Origin of the sequence: Aquibacillus rhizosphaerae, from assembly GCF_030282825.1 — a bacterium.
Lineage (GTDB): Bacteria > Bacillota > Bacilli > Bacillales > Amphibacillaceae > Aquibacillus_C > Aquibacillus_C rhizosphaerae.
In genome coordinates, this window is record NZ_JASTZU010000008.1 from 1 (window position 1) to 16,535 (window position 16,535).

The window sequence follows — 16,535 nt, forward strand, 5'->3', positions numbered from 1 at the left end:
GCTCACACCACGGCAGGCGTCCTGTCGCTGGGCGGATATGTCCTTCCCGTGGCTGGATTTGCCCGTTCAACCTTGTTTTATGACCGCGTATGCCGAGGTTATCTACTTTCAGGCGTGGTTTATGCTCGTTCCACCCTCATATATGGCTGGTCAACCTTCAGTCCGCCGTATCCACATAAAAATAGCTAGTATGAAGGGGCAAACGCATCTTCATACTAGCTTATTTAAAGTTACATACTATCTGGTGCACTAACACCAATTAACTTTAGGCCGTTGGCAAGTGTAATCCGTACAGATTTCATGAGTGCCATTCTAGCCTTGGTCCGCTCAGGGTTTTCTGGATCGAGAACTTTTTCTGCATTATAAAAGCTATGCAGGCTCGATGCAAGGTCAAATATATACTGGGTAATACGGTGTGGTGTACGGTTTTCTGCTGCATCCGCAACGACTTGTGTGAATTCACCCAAGCGTTTTAACAGTTCTTCTTCTTTTTCAGCAGTAAGTAACGAAGCATCATACGTATCTGCATTAAAACCTTTTTCGGTAGCTTGTCTTAACATCGAACAAATACGCGCATGAGCATATTGCACATAATATACAGGGTTCTCGTTAGATTCAGAGCGTGCTAAGTCCATATCAAAGTCAAGGTGAGAGTCAGCAGAGCGCATGACGAAGAAATAACGCATTGCATCAATGCCAACCTCTTCCATAAGTTCTCTTAACGTAACAGCTTTCCCTGTACGTTTACTCATTTTGACTCTTTCACCATCTTGGAACAGATTAACCATTTGGATAATTTCAACTTCTAAAGTATCAGCTTGATAACCTAGTGCCTGAATCGCAGCACGCATTCTTGGAATATAGCCATGGTGGTCGGCACCCCAAATATTGATTAGCGTTTCAAAACCACGGTCCAGTTTGTTTTTATGGTAAGCAATGTCGGGTGTTAAATACGTGTAAGTTCCGTCATTTTTAATTAGGACACGATCTTTATCATCACCAAAGTCAGTTGTACGGAACCAAGTTGCACCATCTTGTTCATAAATATGACCCTTTTCATGAAGCTGGTCTAATGCAGGTTGAATTTTTTTATCCGTATATAATGAAGTCTCAGAAAACCAAGCATCAAAGTTAACTCGGAAATGCGCTAAATCCGTTTCTAATTTTTTAAGCTCATATTTTAAACCATACTCACGGAAAAATGCGAGGCGATCTTCTTCCGATTTATCGGCCCACTCATCTTTAAACTCTTCCACTAACTTTTCACCTAATTCAATAATGTCTTTACCATGATAACCATCTTCAGGCATCTCCCACTCTTTACCGAGCGCTTGCATATAACGCGCTTGAACAGATGTAGCAAGATTAACTATCTGGTTCCCAGCGTCATTAATATAATATTCTCTTGATACATCATATCCTGCTTTTGCTAAAATATTACAGAGTGAATCCCCTACTGACGCACCACGAGCATGTCCCAAATGAAGGTCTCCCGTTGGATTGGCAGATACAAACTCCACTTGAATTTTATGACCCTCTCCGGTATTAGATGCTCCATACTGGTCACCTTGCTCAATAATGGTTGTGACTAAATCTGATAAATACGCATTGTTCATAAAAAAGTTAATAAAACCTGGACCCGCGATTTCTAGTTTGTTTATCGATGCTTTTGTTTGATCAAAATTAGCAATAATTTCTTCGGCAATTTGTCTAGGTGCCTTTTTTGCTATTTTGGCTAGTTGCATCGCAATATTAGTCGCGTAATCACCATGTGCTTTATCTTTTGGTTGTTCTAAAATGATGTTTGGTAGTTGTTCTTGGGTAGCAAGTTCCGCTTTTAATACTGCTTGATTGATTTCCTCTTTCAACGTTTCTTGCATTTGTTGCATTATATTCATCGGTTATCCTCCTGAATAGTAATTGTTAAACGGTGTCGTCTTTCTCCTTCACCATTTAATTTTGTTGTATAACTAATAAAAAGCCTACCACTTTTCCCGTCAACCGGTTGCTGGTATGTAATTTGATCTGTATGTGTTTCCATATGAATCGTCCCGTAAGCATGACGATATACGTTTTCGGTCATTTGTTTTTTTCTGAATTGTTGAAGCATATCAACTGGGCCAGTTCGTTTTACACTAACTTTATCTGGGTGAATCGTGATTAGTGAGTTTACATCTTCCCCATTATCATTGTGTTCAACATAACGTAATACAGATGTTTGACCTTTTTGTATAAACATCCCGTCTTCTTCGACAACTGTTATGTCTTTTGCACCGAGGTCTCTTATCTCTGTGACGAGTTTCACCTTAACTGGAATTTGATTTGGTACCATTTTTTCACCCTTTACAAAATCGAATACGAAATTAAGTATAAGAATGAAATGATAAAAATACAAGTTTTGTGAAGGAAAACTTAATCGTTCTCATTCTATATGTAGGAAAAAAAGCACGAGGCACCTAGGTATGAAGAACAAACTTAAAGAGTAACATTCGTGCTCCCTCAAAGGTACATAATTCAATAATCTTTGAAAAAGCGCCTCCTCATAAAGGAAGCGCTATTGGAATGCGTTCAGTTTTCTTAGCTCATAAACAGGAAGTTTAGCATAAAAATAATCACTGCGCTCATTAATAAAACGGTGATAAGATTCTTGCAACAATTGTTCGTCTTGTAATGCTTTACCTAGATAATATTGTTGAAATGGTGTTAGCGTTTCCGCATTTCTTAGTATTTCAATACACGTCTTATAATCTCCTTTTGCTAATGCAATATGGGCGATTTCCGATTGAATATTTGAAGAAATACCTTCCGTTTTTCTATGATAGGCACAAATAAAAGGAATCGTAAAATTATTCAGCCCTTGTAAAGCAGATACCGAATTTATTTCTTTAGCAATCTCTAACGCTTCGTTAGCATGATACATTGCTTGTTGATAATTATCATATAAGTAGCCTAATGCCATCATATTGTGGATATCAATTTTTTTCTTTTGGCTCTTGGTCGCATTTAAAATTCGATAACCGAACTTTCTTGCAAGTATCATTTCGTTTCTTTTCCAATGAAATATAGCAAATGCTTCATCTAATCGAGAAGAAAACAAATCTCTAATTAAAGGATCATCAATCTGTTGAATCATCTCCCTTAACCGTTCTGAATACGTGCCAAAGTTCCTGTATTGGTTAATGTCAAACTCACAAAAAATACGAAGAAAATCATTTAGACATTGAAGTTCTACGCCTGATATATCAATATCATTTAAACGATTTAAATAATCCATCGGTTGCGCTATGTCGAGTGGACTGTTATCACTTCTTTTCCGGTCATTCATAATTTGATATATCTTGGCCCACTTCATATTATCTGGGTTATTTGTTTGGAGATTCGTAGCGATTAATTCATCTAGTTCATCCAATAAACCATGTGAATAAAGGAATTCCAATCCTATCTTCTTATTTTCATCAGATCTTGCATACATACATAAATCCCGTGTACGTTTTATCGCAACATCTATATCTTTTTCAGTAACAGATATTAATTGAAACACTTGATGCAATGGTAATTCCATTCCATCAAACATAAACGGCTCCCATTCATTACTGTTATGAACCTGTTCTTGATAGCAGTAGTTACTCTGACGATGTTTTCTATTCAATGAAATCCCTACCATTCTTATATTTAATGGGTCAACGACAGAATACGACAAATTTAATATAGTGAATCATATTTTAACATAATCAATAAAAATATTACAAAAACTTTACAATAAAATTCCCTTGTTTGGAATTCTTAAACCACAATTTAGACTTTATTTTGTCAAATCTTTTACAAATTTAGGTAGCGCAAACGAAGCATAATGAATTTCATCTGTGTAATATTTCGTGTCTATCTCCTCAAAACGCTCTTTTTTCACTTTTAATGGATCATGAATTTTACTTCCCATTGTAAATGTCCATAGCCCGCTTGGATAGGTTGGAATATTGGCTGTGTACAAATTAGTTTCCGGGAAAATCTCTTTTACATCGTGATAGATTTGATGAATAAGATCGGCTTTAAACCATGGATTGTCCGTTTGTGCTACGAATATCCCCTCATCTTTTAATGCCTTTGATATCCCAGCATAAAAACCTTTGGAAAATAAATTAACAGCAGGACCAACTGGCTCTGTGGAATCAACCATAATCACATCATAGTCTTTTTCACTTTTTGCAATATGCATAAAGCCATCATCTACTTTTACTTCTACTCTTGGGTCATCTAAACTTCCAGCAATCGATGGTAAATATTTTTTAGAGTATTCTATTACCTTTCCATCAATTTCAACAAGTGTAGCTTTTTCAACTGATTTATGTTTTAACACTTCGCGAATGACACCACCATCACCGCCACCAACTACAAGAACATGTTTTGGATTAGGGTGTGTAAATAGAGGTACATGGGCTATCATCTCGTGATAAACAAACTCATCCTTGTCGGTAGTCATTACCATTCCATCAAGAACAAGCATGTTTCCCCACTCTTCTGTTTCAATCATGTCTAACTGTTGAAAGTCTGTTTTTTCTGTGTGATGTGTTGTTTTTACTTTAGCTGTAATCCCAAAATCCTTCGTTTGTTTCTCTGTGTACCATAATTCCATATTTAAAACTCCTTTAATAAATTCCTAATTACTAGGATTTGTTTTGAATTTGATTTTATGCCTTTTCAATCATATAGATCCTAAAAATCATAATGAACTAGCCGCACGGACTTGTCTTTTCCACCACTTTTACTAACTCTACTGTTTCTTTTCATATTTACCAATCACGTTAGATTCAAACAATCTAATTTTAGAGAATAAATGCTAAAAATCAAACTTTTTTATAAGGGCTACAGGTTTCAAACGTTTCTATTTACTTTTTCTTTTCGTTTAAATCAAGGTAATCGTTCACGATAATGTCATTTCATGTTTATTTTTTCGTTCAATTTCCCATAATGGATAGATAGCTAAATCATTTTCATACTATCAAGTTTGTCGTAGGTGACTGAATAAGGTAATTATGAGATTGACTCTAAAGAAAAAATCCTGACACTATGTTATAGGAGAATTCGTATGCTTTCATTGCTAAAGCGATTATTATTTAAAATAAAACATAAACCGCTCCGTTGGTTAATTATCTCTTCCTGTAGTATCGTTTTTCTAATGGTTGGCTTTGTCATGGCAATTTTTGTGTATGCTTATAGCCTTGGTCCCCCAGCTTTAACAAATGAACAAAACACGGTCTATTATAGTGATTCCGGTGATGTGATTGGTGAAGAACGAGGCCCTGAAAGCCGGTATTGGGTGGACTTAAATGACATGGATTCACAATTAATAGAAGCAACACTTATAACGGAAGATCGCCGTTTCTATGAACATAGCGGTTTTGATTTAAAGCGCATCATTGGAGCTGCGATTCAAGATATACGCTCCATGTCCATGGTTCAGGGAGCCAGTACGATTACGCAACAGTATGCTCGTAATCTGTATCTTTCACATGAAAAGACATGGAAACGAAAACTTAAAGAAGCATTATATACAATCCGCCTTGAAATGTTTTATGAGAAGGATGAATTATTAGAAGGGTATCTAAACACGATTTATTATGGTCATGGCGCTTATGGGGTGGAAGCTGCTAGTAGATATTTCTTTAACACTTCAGCAGATAACTTGAGTATTGCTGAAGCAACTCTACTTGCCGGTATTCCAAAGGGACCTACTTATTATTCACCCTTCCATCATTATCAAAATGCTAAAGATCGACAAGTTCAAATTCTTAATAGTCTTCATAAAGAAAATTTAATTTCTAAAAAAGAATTCTATTTAGCTTCCCATGAAAAAATGAATCTAACTGAGCCGGAAAATCGGTCAAAAAAAGTAATTGCTCCTTATTTTCAAGATGTTGTCTTACAAGAATTACAACAACTCCTTAATGAAGATATTGAAGAGATTCGTTCTGGTGGATATCAGGTTTATACTACATTAAATACAGAAAACCAACAGCAACTTGAGACCTCAACAAACAAGACGTTAGATATAAATACAGAAATGCAGGTTGCCGGCTTAGCGATGGACCCAAAAAATGGAGCGATTATTTCTCTTATTGGAGGCAGAGATCACGAAAAAAGCCAATATAATCGAGCTTTCCAGGCCAAAAGAATGCCTGGTTCATCATTTAAACCATTTTTATATTATGCAGCTTTAGAGAATGGCTATACTGCTACAACTTCATTAATGAGTAAGCCTACAAATTTTGAGCTGGCTGATGGAACTGTATATCAGCCAAGTAATTATAACGGGTATTATGCTGACAAACCTATTACACTCGCACAAGCAATTGCTTTATCTGATAATGTCTATGCCGTAAAAACAAACCTGTTCATTCAACCAGAAAAGTTAGTAGATACCGCAAGAGACTTTGGGATAACAAGTAAGCTTCGCCCCGTTGCCTCACTAGCACTTGGAACAGAAAGTGTAAGTGTACAAGAGATGGTAGCCGGCTACAGCATGATAGCTAATGGTGGACAATCGGTCACTCCACATACAATAAAAAAAGTAACGGATTCAGAAGGTAATGTTATGTATGAGCGTCCAGAGAAAAAAAGCGAACCTACATTAGATCCTAGAAATACTTTTATCTTAACGCACTTAATGACAGGAATGTTTGATGAATCATTAAACGGCTATATGCAAGTGACTGGGGCTACAATTGCAGATCAGTTGTCTCAAAACTACGCAGGAAAGTCTGGTACGACGAAGACTGATAGTTGGATGATTGGATATAGCCCTTCCATTGTCACTGGTATTTGGACTGGATATGATAAAAATAAACCAATCGAAAAAATAAATGAACAACAATATTCAAAACAGATATGGGCTTCCTTTATGGAAAAAGCACACGAGGATAAACCTTTACAATCATTTAAAGTTCCTGAGGGTATCGTTGGTGCCTATGTAGATCCAATCTCTGGAGATCTGGCTACACCATACTGCAAGGAGCAGCGTTTAATGTATTTTGTGGAAGGAACCGAACCTAATTCCTATTGCTCTGTACATAGGCCAGACGATAGTGAAGGTGAAAAAGAACCACAACCAGAAGACAGGAAGAAAAACATTTGGGATTGGCTTCCTTTCATTGGTGATTAGCAAAGAAAAAGACCGGATATAATATCCGGTCTTTTTCTTGTCCTAGCAACATGGTATCACCATGTGTACATATTTTACAAATTACTAGACAAAATCACAAGTTGTTTCATCGATTTTCATCATTGTTCACAAAATGTTCATTTTTCAGGTAAGGCTTGTTTTAATTCATCTGTTGAATTTGTCCACATATTATCATCGAAGTTCCGAAGAAAATCAGCTAGTAATTTCTTAGAAGGCTCATCCATATGTTCAACGATAATTTTTCCCTTCATCGACTTATCCATGTGGTTAACATGTTCTGGCATCGATTTATATGCACGCTTTATCGAGCGATCTACCCTTACTTCACTACCAGCTACTCCTGAGAAAAAGGGGCCATTCTCACCACGTTCTACTGTCACCCAAACAATCCAATAAAGTTTACCATTAGGTACTTCCTCTTTATTTGGAATAAACTTTACCCTTCTTTCTATTTCACTTCGAGCATGCATCGCACCCATATCAACAAAAGCTCTATTTTCATTTGGATCAATAATAACCGGAGATATATTTTCTAAACTGACTGAACCAACTCCATAGCCTCCATGGCCATCTGTTGAATCATCCTTCATAATTGTAAACGCATTTGATTTCTTTTGATTGGAAGACTTTTCCGAACTCACTTGTATTCCTCCTTAAAAAATATAATAATTACTTATAGATATGTCTATTTATACTATACCGATTTTATTGTAGCATATCCAAAAATAGGATTTAATCTAGGATATTTTTTTCGAGTTTGTTGTTTATGACAGATAAAAGATAAACTGCACTAACTGCTATGTGATTTCCGCTCCGGGCAGTCGCTTTCCGTGGGCAACGCTTCAACTTCCTCGGAAGGAACCCAATCCTTGAAAAAGGAAAACACTTTTTCTGCGTGCGATGTTATGCTTTCGAAGCTTTACTTGTCCTGCGGGATTTTCAGCTGTTGCTTTCCCACAGGACTTTGAATTTCCTTCCTGAATTTGCATCGCACGCAGAAAATTGAAATGTATTTTCAAGGATCGACTGCCCTACGCTCTCAATCAACCATCATAAGTAGGAATAGCTAAATATTTGTAAAACGATGCACTATGCAAACGGTAAAAATAAACTAAGCTTTTCGATGGCAGGCAAGAGCGCTCACTTATGGGTTCATTGTCTTCGTTTGCCCTTAGGGCAGTATTTGATTGCATAGCACGAAGAAACATCTTTGTATTTTCTAAAAGACTTCGTATACTTCTTCTCTAGAAAAGAGAGTTATTCTAAGCGAAGGCAAAATGCTAGACTCCTCGAAAATAAGAATCAATTTTCTTCGTGTGGGGTAAATTCATGGGTGTCATTTCAATGTCCTATGGGAAAGGAACAGTCTGAAGCGTTCCCCATGGAAAGTGAGTGTTTTTCCGTAGCGCCAAGTTACCACTAAACTAAAGTATTGCACAAAAGTTAAGAATGTCTTAGTGAAGACTTTCTATCAAGTTTGAAGGATGAAAAGCCCCTTATATTTAAAAGTACTTTCATACATTATTGACAATATTTTTTACAATTTATACAATTTGAGTTATCTTTATACTATCAAATAGAGGAGTTGTTTTGTATGCCGTATGTAACTGTTGAAATGTTAGAAGGTCGTTCTGACGATCAAAAGAAAGCATTAATTGAAAAAGTGACAGAAGCAGTTGTCGAGACAACTGGAGCACCGGCAGAAAAGGTAGTTGTCTTTGTGGAAGAAATCAACCAAAGACACTACGGTGTTGGTGGCAAAAGATTAATTGACTAATCTAGAAAAATAAAAAGTAGCTTAGTTGGTCCTAATGTGGACAACTAAGCTACTTTTTTATTAGGCTGTTTCTAAAAGCCTTTTGTTAATGCTTTACTTTCAGGTCACTTATAAAATCCCACGCTTCTTGTAAATCTTGCTCGTTATAATTCTGCTTCTTTTTTACTGCTTGTATTTTTTCTTCGACTTCTTGTTTGGATAAATGGTCAAAATAGAGCATCGTAGAGACAAGTTCAAGAAAACGGGAACTTTTCTCTTTCATTAAAGCAATTTTTTCATCCATAACTGGTAAATCCACCTGTGAATGATTTAAAAAATCTTCTCCTTGTGAAGTCATTTTATAACGATATTGAAAATAATTGCTTTTCTTTTCTTTCACTTCAGAAATAAATCCTAGATTACATAACTCTTCTACACGCAAAGTTAATTCCTCTGAATAAGGTCCATAGAAATGAAATTCATATTTTTCTTCAAATGGAATTTCGCATTTTTTTAATATATATATCATCTTTTGTAATTTTTTTCTACCTGTGATTTCATCTGACGCTAAAAAGAACTTCATTAATTTTGCATGATTAGCTAACAACTCAAACATCCCCTATCCAAACTTGAAAATTCATCTTTTTCTATTTCAATCAATTTCATAATACCAATTTTGTCGCAGATGGCTTATTAAGGTAATTATTAAATTGACTCATCAATTTCATAATACCAATTTCATCGTCACCTACAACAATATACAGTTGGATAAACATCATTCCAAACTATATATTTTCGCAGATGACTGATTAAGGTAATTATTAAATTGACTCAGTTAAATAAAATTTCAAAAATACGAGCTTTTTCTTTACTATCATCAGGCAGTGCCTCAATGAAATCTTGTGGAAAGTACAGTTTGTGGTCTGTCCTTTTCTTTCCGGATATTGACTCGACTACGTCTGACAGTCTTGATAGCTCCTGCAGTTCCTGATTTGGCATCAATAAGTGAATTGGTAACCTTTCTTCCTCTTCACCTGGTCGATAAAAATCATAAGGCAAGTCCGATGAAGAATCAACTACTAAATAATACTCCGGATCAATGCCTACATCTTTAAATAAACTATATAATTCCATCCATTCTTGCATTTGTAAATTCGGGTTAAACTCAATATATTTAAATAAATGGCGGTTACTAAATCGCACACATAAATCACTCAAAATCGAGTCTTCTTCATCTGCCCACATTTGGAAATAATACAATACAACAGGCTCGTCCAACCTGATGTAATCATCTAATTTCACATCACCTTTAAAAAAAGATAAAAAGTGAGTTGGCTTTAAAGCAAACTCATAATTATTTTCATACAAATACTTGGCGCGGTGGAGTATTTTTGAAAGAATTACTTCTGCACTGCGCGTTACTGGATGAAAATAAACCTGCCAATACATCTGATAACGACTCATTATATAATCCTCTACCGCATGCATTCCCGATGCCTTGATAACAACTTGATCTTCCATTGGTCGCATAACTCTTAAAATACGTTCCATATCAAAATGACCATAACTCACACCAGTAAAATAGGCATCTCTTTGCAAATAATCCATGCGATCGGCGTCAATTTGGCTTGATATTAAACTAACTACAAGCTTGTCTTCGTATGTTTTATTAATGACATCAGCAACTTTTTGCGGGAAGTCATCACTTACTTTAAGTAATATTTGTTTTACATGGGTATCTCCAAGAACAATCTTCCTCGTAAAATCTTCATGGTCTAATTTAAATACTTTTTCAAATGAATGTGAAAATGGACCATGTCCAAGATCGTGAAGCAAAGCTGCACATAAACATAGCAATCGCTCTTCGTTATTCCAATTTGGCCTATTTTCAAAATTCAACAAAATTCGCCGAACAATTTCATATACACCAAGCGAATGGTTGAAACGACTATGTTCCGCTCCATGAAACGTTAAGTATGTTGTTCCTAATTGCTTCACCCTACGCAAACGCTGGAATTCAGGCGTTCCAATTAAATCCCATATTACCTGATCTTTCACATGAACATACCTATGAACTGGATCTTTAAAAACCTTTTCCTCACTTAATTGTTCATCCTTATATGACATCATTTAATCCTTCCTGTATGTGTCTATTCAAAAAGTTTTGTTAAAATAATAACCATGACCTTTTGAACAACCTTTATATAGTAATTGTTAAGAAATTGTACATTACTTACCCCTACCACTTATTCATTATTTATAACTATCATTATATAATAGATTAGCATGAACAAAAATGCTTTTTAGTTAAAACCTTTTAAAAATATAACTATCTAAGCGACAAAGAAATAACTCTGGTATAATGATACAGGCTAAAGCAAGTGAAGGAGAAATAGAAGATGAGTAATTGGAAAAAAATCATAAATGATTCTACTTTTCGTTATATTGATCATAGTAACACTAGCGAATTACCTTCTGCAATGGCATCATTTGCAGCTGATGATGCTCTTGCTATATCAGTAGGAAACAATGATTCACCTCCTACGGCAAGACTGTGGGTTCATGATCAAACGATTGTATTAGGGATTCCTGATGCGAGACTACCCTATATTGAGTCTGGTATTCATTTCCTCCATAACCACGGCTATCGTACAGTCGTTCGCAATTCGGGGGGGCTTGCGGTTGTTCTCGATGATGGAGTGTTGAATATGTCCTTCATTTTTCCGGATGTAAAAAAACTCGGTATCCATGAGGGTTATCAGGTGATGGTTGATTTTACAAAGCATATTTTTAGTGATCTTACTGATCAGATAGAAGCGTTTGAAGTGACAGGATCTTACTGTCCAGGTGAATACGATTTAAGTATTCAGGGGAAAAAGTTTGCAGGTATTTCACAACGTCGTGTTAAGAATGGATCAGCAATTCAAATTTATTTGTGTGTCGAGGGTGATGGAAGCGAACGCGCTGCCCTGATCCGTGATTTTTATATTCATGGACTACGAGGTGAAACAGGTCGGTTTGACTATCCTACGATTGAACCTGAAACAATGAAGTCACTAGCTCAATTGCTAGATACTAATCTAACAGTTGATAATGTTAAAGAACGTATCTTTGATGCGCTTTCTTCCTTAACAAAAGATGTCATTACAGATGATTTAAATGAGCATGAACTAATTGAATTTCAAAAACGGATGGAACACATGATAGATAGAAATAGCAAAGCACTTGGTGATCTTGCATAACACCAAGTGCTTTATTTATGTTTTTTCATGCTACTTCTAGCAATGTTATCTTTTGTGAACCTCAACATACCTACGCAACTACTTACTAGTTTTTTATTACTTTTTTATCTATCCGATAACGTGTTATTGCGTCCCAATTTATATCATGACCGATTCCTGGCTGATTCGGTATCCGTACTTGACCATCAGTCATTTTAACTTCTGGTTGGATAATATCATGCTCCCAATATTTAGAAGATGCCGATGTATCACCGGGGAACTGAAATTGTGGCAGTGTTGCAATTGCTAAACTATGCGCTCGCCCAACCCCTGCCTCTAGCATCCCTCCACACCATACTGGCACATGATGTTCTTGACAATAATCATGGATTTTTTTTGCCTCTGTAATTCCTCCGACACGAGCAAGTTTCATACTAATTATTTTGCAACTACCTAGTTCTATTGCCAATCTCACATCAGAGAAAGTATGAATACTTTCATCCAAACAAATGGGCGTAGAGAGCTCTCGTTGCAATGTTGCGTGGTCAAGAAAATCGTTATGGGCTAGCGGTTGTTCTATCATCAATAAATCTAAATCATCGATTTGTTTTAAAAGATCGATGTCTTTTAATGTGTATGCGGAATTGGCATCCGCCATAATTGCTAGATTAGGAAATTGTTGCCTCACTTGTTTTAAAACGTGAACGTCCCAGCCAGGTTTAATTTTCAGCTTCACACGTTTATACCCTTGGGCTACATATGTATCAATTAGATGTAAGAGCTCCGGTATAGAGGCTTGGACCCCAATGGCAACTCCTACATCAACAGCCTGTTTAGTTCCACCTATCGCTACGGCAAGTGGTACGTCATTTATTTTTGCGTATAAGTCCCAGACAGCCCCTTCTATGGCAGCTTTAGCCATATTGTTTCTCCTAACCACCTGAAATCGCTGTGACACTTGATCGGGATGGGTAATTGGTTTATTCATCAATAAAGGGATAAGAAATGATTCCATTACATGCTGCGTGGTCATTGTCGTCTCCTCGGTGTACCATGGACTCGGAAAAGCAGCCGTTTCACCATACCCACTGAGGCCGTTAGAATCAATTACTTCAACAATAAAGAAATCTTTCTTTTGAAAATCACCTATGTTCGTTGTAAAAGGGTGTTTTAATTGCATTACTAACCGGTGGAGAATAACTGTTTGTATTGAAATCGGAGCATTCATTGACATCTTCTTACCTCATTTCAAAATCTAACTGTTACTATTTATGATAATCGAATAGCATCTGTAGGAAAAGAAAAAGAAATCTGAATATAGAATTGCATATGAAAAAGTAGGCTCTCCACCTGAAATTATTGTTATTTTATATCTTCATATGTGGTATGAAATCCGACAACGTAAATGTTAATTTAGACTACTCAAAGGGAGTCAAATGTTGTTTACTGACAACAGTAGTAAGAAGTGAAATTTGTGTTATCCTGCCTATTAATAGTCCCTTTCGTATTATGGCTCTGTTTTGGTAATTGCACTAGAAAGTCTGCAATACCAATTTAACCCACGTCATTACGATAAGGGGCTAGTTTCATTTATGATAACTCGCCTGAAAATACTTTATGCCTGTTAATCTAAGAAACCTTATCCTATTAGACAGGTGGCCTAAGTTTGACCCTCAGAATGGCAGTGTATTACCAAGCTTCACATTACTACTCTATTTAACCCAAAAGTTATGACGCAAAATACTTAAAAATAGGAAAACGAGCTTGAAGGAAATCAAGCTCGTTTTTGTTTCTTGCATGTTTATATAATTCTTAGAGCAACTAATAAAACCTATAGAGATTGGGCAGCAGTAATAATCGCTAGTTTATATACATCATCAGAGTTACAGCCACGAGATAAATCATTTACAGGTTTATTTAAACCTTGCAAGATTGGGCCAACTGCATCGAAATTGCCTAAACGTTGTGCAATTTTATATCCAATATTTCCGGCTTCTAATCCAGGAAATACAAAGACATTTGCATCCCCCTTAATCACGGAATCCGGCGCTTTCTTTTCTGCTACTGATGGAACAAAAGCTGCATCAAACTGGAATTCACCGTCAAGCACAAGATCTGGTCTTTGTTCTTTTGCAATTGTTACGGCTTTAGAAACTTTTTCGGTTTCTTCCGATTGTGCAGATCCTTTGGTAGAAAAGCTAAGCATAGCCACACGTGGCTCTATGTCAAACAACCCAGCAGTATCCGCACTTGCTAATGCAATCTCAGCTAAATCCTGGCTATTTGGTGAAATATTTATTGCACAATCAGCAAAAACATACCTTTCGTCTTCGCGAACCATGATAAATACACCAGAAGTCTTCTTAATTCCTGGCTTCGTTTTAATAATTTGTAGTGCAGGTCTTACCGTTTCTGCAGTTGAATGTACCGAACCACTTACCAATCCATCCGCTTTTTCCATATATACTAACATCGTACCAAAGTAATTCTCATCAAGAAGTAATTTACGAGCGTCTTCTTCTGTTACTTTTCCTTTACGTCTTTCCACAAAACTTGTTACCATCTCATCAAATTGATCATATTTACTCGGGTCGATGATTTCTGTGTTTGCAATATCAACCCCAACTTCTCTTGCCTTCTGTTGTACTTTTTCTTCATCACCAACTAGTACAGGCACTAAAACACCCTCGGCACCTAGCTGACTTGCCGCTGTTAGAATCCTTTCATCTAACCCCTCCGGAAACACTATACGTCTGCCGTTTTCTTTTAATTTACCTTTTAACTTTCCAAATAAATCACTCATGTAAATACCTCCAACATTCTATCTGTTACATATGATACGCCATTTTGTGTATGAATGAAAGTGATAGACTATTTTTTCCTAATTCTATTTTATTTTCGTTCATGTATTTGTCAAAATCATGACAATTACCTTTTAGTGTTAGCTAACTTTTTGATATTATTACATGTTAAACGCTGCAACTAAAGGGGTTTTCGTCCATCCATACATATATTATGGTTTATATCGTTCCCCATGATTATATTTCCCCAATTATGTTATATTAAAAACAGTAGTACAATGAAGGAGAGATTTAAATGGCTGAAGCAGTAGAAACAATGGATGGTTGGTATTGTCTACATGACTTAAGAACAATTGATTGGACATCTTGGAAGCTTGCTTCTGAAGAGGAGCGACAAGCTGCAATGAGTGAGTTTCAATCACTTATAACAAAATGGGAGCAAGTAGAACAAGAGAAAAATGGAAGTCATGCCTTATATTCAATTATTGGACATAAAGCTGATTTTATTTTTATGATACTTCGACCAACAATGAAAGAAATTGGTGAGGTTGAGTTAGCTTTTAATAAATCTAAATTAGCTGAATTTACGATTCCTACATATTCTTATGTATCTGTCGTAGAACTTTCTAAATATATGGTGAAAGAGGGCGAAGATCCAGAACAAACACCTGAGATTCAAGCACGATTAAAACCTCGCCTACCAAAATGGGAGCATATATGTTTTTATCCAATGGACAAGCGTCGTCAAGGAAATGATAATTGGTATTCGCTACCTATGGAAGACAGAAAAACATTAATGTATGAACATGGAATGACTGGAAGAAAGTATGCAGGTAAAATACGCCAAATCATTACTGGATCTATGGGTTTTGATGATTGGGAATGGAGCGTTACCTTATTCGCACATGACGCACTTGAGATTAAGAAACTTGTCTATGAAATGCGTTTTGATGAAGTAAGTGCACGCTACGGCGAATTTGGAGCTTTTTATGTTGGTAATCGCTTAGAAAAAGACGAAGTTCCAGCATTTTTATACGTTTAAAACTTTAATGAGCATTGAGGTTCACTCACGAGGAATTCCCTCCGTAAGAGTGAATCTCTTTTTTTAATTTATTTTTCTGTATGGTACTTTTTCCATCCACCTTTTTATAAGATAAATAGCTTAGTAAACGTCACACTTGATATAAAGTACGCATTAAGTATTCTTTGCTTTTGTGCATTCTTCCCTAGTTTAGTTGTAATCCAACGCCAACGCTGCGGAAAAACACTCGCTTTCCACGGGGAACGCTTCAGTCTCCTCGCTCGCAAATACCGCTCACTGTGGGGCCTTCAGACTGTTCCTTTCCCATAGGACATTGAAATGACATCCATGAATTTACCCCACACGAAGAAAATGGCTCTTTATTTTCGAAGAGTCTCGTATTTTCCCTGCGCTTAGTATCGTTTTCTTTTCAAGTGAGAGGTAGTTGGGCCTTGGTTAAATGCACTGTAACGGAACATATTAAAAAACTTTACAATCATAAGAAAGATTATTCAATAGATGCTGTTTTTCAGCGTATCAAGTTAAATTGGCGACACTC

At 36.3% G+C, this 16,535-nt stretch carries 14 protein-coding genes; 5 read left to right on the forward strand and 9 right to left on the reverse strand.

Annotated elements, in window-relative coordinates; all coding sequences use genetic code 11:
- A partial coding sequence (locus QQS35_RS01265) for a hypothetical protein (protein WP_285929908.1) occupies positions 1 to 189 on the forward strand: 189 nt, incomplete at its 5' end.
- A 41-nt stretch (positions 190 to 230) separates the two neighbouring features.
- Here QQS35_RS01265 and argS read toward each other — a convergent pair.
- The 4 genes from argS to speE all read right to left on the reverse strand — a co-directional run bounded on the left by argS (position 231) and on the right by speE (position 4,630).
- Positions 231 to 1,898, reverse strand: coding sequence for an arginine--tRNA ligase (gene argS, locus QQS35_RS01270; protein ID WP_285929909.1), 1,668 nt, complete (start codon positions 1,896 to 1,898; stop codon positions 231 to 233).
- Positions 1,895 to 2,332, reverse strand: a complete 438-nt coding sequence (locus QQS35_RS01275; RefSeq protein ID WP_285929911.1) for a DUF1934 domain-containing protein — start codon at positions 2,330 to 2,332, stop codon at positions 1,895 to 1,897. The genes argS and QQS35_RS01275 overlap by 4 nt, the downstream gene beginning before the upstream one ends.
- A 222-nt stretch (positions 2,333 to 2,554) precedes the next feature.
- Positions 2,555 to 3,649: an AimR family lysis-lysogeny pheromone receptor gene (locus tag QQS35_RS01280; RefSeq protein ID WP_285929912.1), complete on the reverse strand. Its 1,095-nt coding sequence runs from the start codon at positions 3,647 to 3,649 to the stop codon at positions 2,555 to 2,557.
- 153 nt (positions 3,650 to 3,802) lie between these two features.
- Positions 3,803 to 4,630: a spermidine synthase gene (gene speE / locus QQS35_RS01285; RefSeq protein ID WP_285929913.1), complete on the reverse strand. Its 828-nt coding sequence runs from the start codon at positions 4,628 to 4,630 to the stop codon at positions 3,803 to 3,805.
- Positions 4,631 to 5,083: 453 nt separating this feature from the next.
- Between speE and QQS35_RS01290 the strand changes: the two genes are divergently transcribed.
- Positions 5,084 to 7,156, forward strand: coding sequence for a transglycosylase domain-containing protein (locus QQS35_RS01290; RefSeq protein ID WP_285929914.1), 2,073 nt, complete (start codon positions 5,084 to 5,086; stop codon positions 7,154 to 7,156).
- A 137-nt stretch (positions 7,157 to 7,293) separates the two neighbouring features.
- Here the strand turns inward: QQS35_RS01290 and QQS35_RS01295 are convergent, their stop codons facing one another.
- Positions 7,294 to 7,818 carry a YwhD family protein gene (locus tag QQS35_RS01295; RefSeq protein ID WP_285929915.1) on the reverse strand — a complete coding sequence of 175 codons (525 nt, stop codon included), beginning with the start codon at positions 7,816 to 7,818 and terminating at the stop codon, positions 7,294 to 7,296.
- A 953-nt stretch (positions 7,819 to 8,771) separates the two neighbouring features.
- Between QQS35_RS01295 and QQS35_RS01300 the strand changes: the two genes are divergently transcribed.
- Positions 8,772 to 8,954, forward strand: coding sequence for a 2-hydroxymuconate tautomerase (locus tag QQS35_RS01300; RefSeq protein ID WP_285929916.1), 183 nt, complete (start codon positions 8,772 to 8,774; stop codon positions 8,952 to 8,954).
- A gap of 85 nt (positions 8,955 to 9,039) precedes the next feature.
- Here the strand turns inward: QQS35_RS01300 and QQS35_RS01305 are convergent, their stop codons facing one another.
- Positions 9,040 to 9,540, reverse strand: a complete 501-nt coding sequence (locus tag QQS35_RS01305) for a YwgA family protein (protein WP_285929917.1) — start codon at positions 9,538 to 9,540, stop codon at positions 9,040 to 9,042.
- Positions 9,541 to 9,764: 224 nt separating this feature from the next.
- The gene (locus tag QQS35_RS01310) at positions 9,765 to 11,060 is read right to left on the reverse strand and encodes an HD domain-containing protein (protein ID WP_285929921.1); all 1,296 of its coding nucleotides are present in this window, start codon (positions 11,058 to 11,060) and stop codon (positions 9,765 to 9,767) included.
- A gap of 272 nt (positions 11,061 to 11,332) precedes the next feature.
- On the opposite strand from QQS35_RS01310, the gene QQS35_RS01315 reads away from it, so the two are divergent.
- Complete coding sequence (locus QQS35_RS01315; protein ID WP_285929918.1) at positions 11,333 to 12,175, forward strand: lipoate--protein ligase family protein; 843 nt, start codon at positions 11,333 to 11,335, stop codon at positions 12,173 to 12,175.
- An 85-nt stretch (positions 12,176 to 12,260) separates the two neighbouring features.
- Here QQS35_RS01315 and menC read toward each other — a convergent pair whose 3' ends face one another.
- Complete coding sequence (gene menC / locus QQS35_RS01320; protein WP_285929922.1) at positions 12,261 to 13,382, reverse strand: o-succinylbenzoate synthase; 1,122 nt, start codon at positions 13,380 to 13,382, stop codon at positions 12,261 to 12,263.
- 603 nt (positions 13,383 to 13,985) lie between these two features.
- Complete coding sequence (pta, locus tag QQS35_RS01325) at positions 13,986 to 14,957, reverse strand: phosphate acetyltransferase (RefSeq protein WP_285929919.1); 972 nt, start codon at positions 14,955 to 14,957, stop codon at positions 13,986 to 13,988.
- Positions 14,958 to 15,250: 293 nt separating this feature from the next.
- On the opposite strand from pta, the gene hemQ reads away from it, so the two are divergent.
- Positions 15,251 to 15,997 (forward strand): hydrogen peroxide-dependent heme synthase, encoded by a 747-nt coding sequence (gene hemQ, locus QQS35_RS01330; protein ID WP_285929920.1) that lies wholly within the window; start codon positions 15,251 to 15,253, stop codon positions 15,995 to 15,997.
- Positions 15,998 to 16,535: the final 538 nt, after the last annotated feature.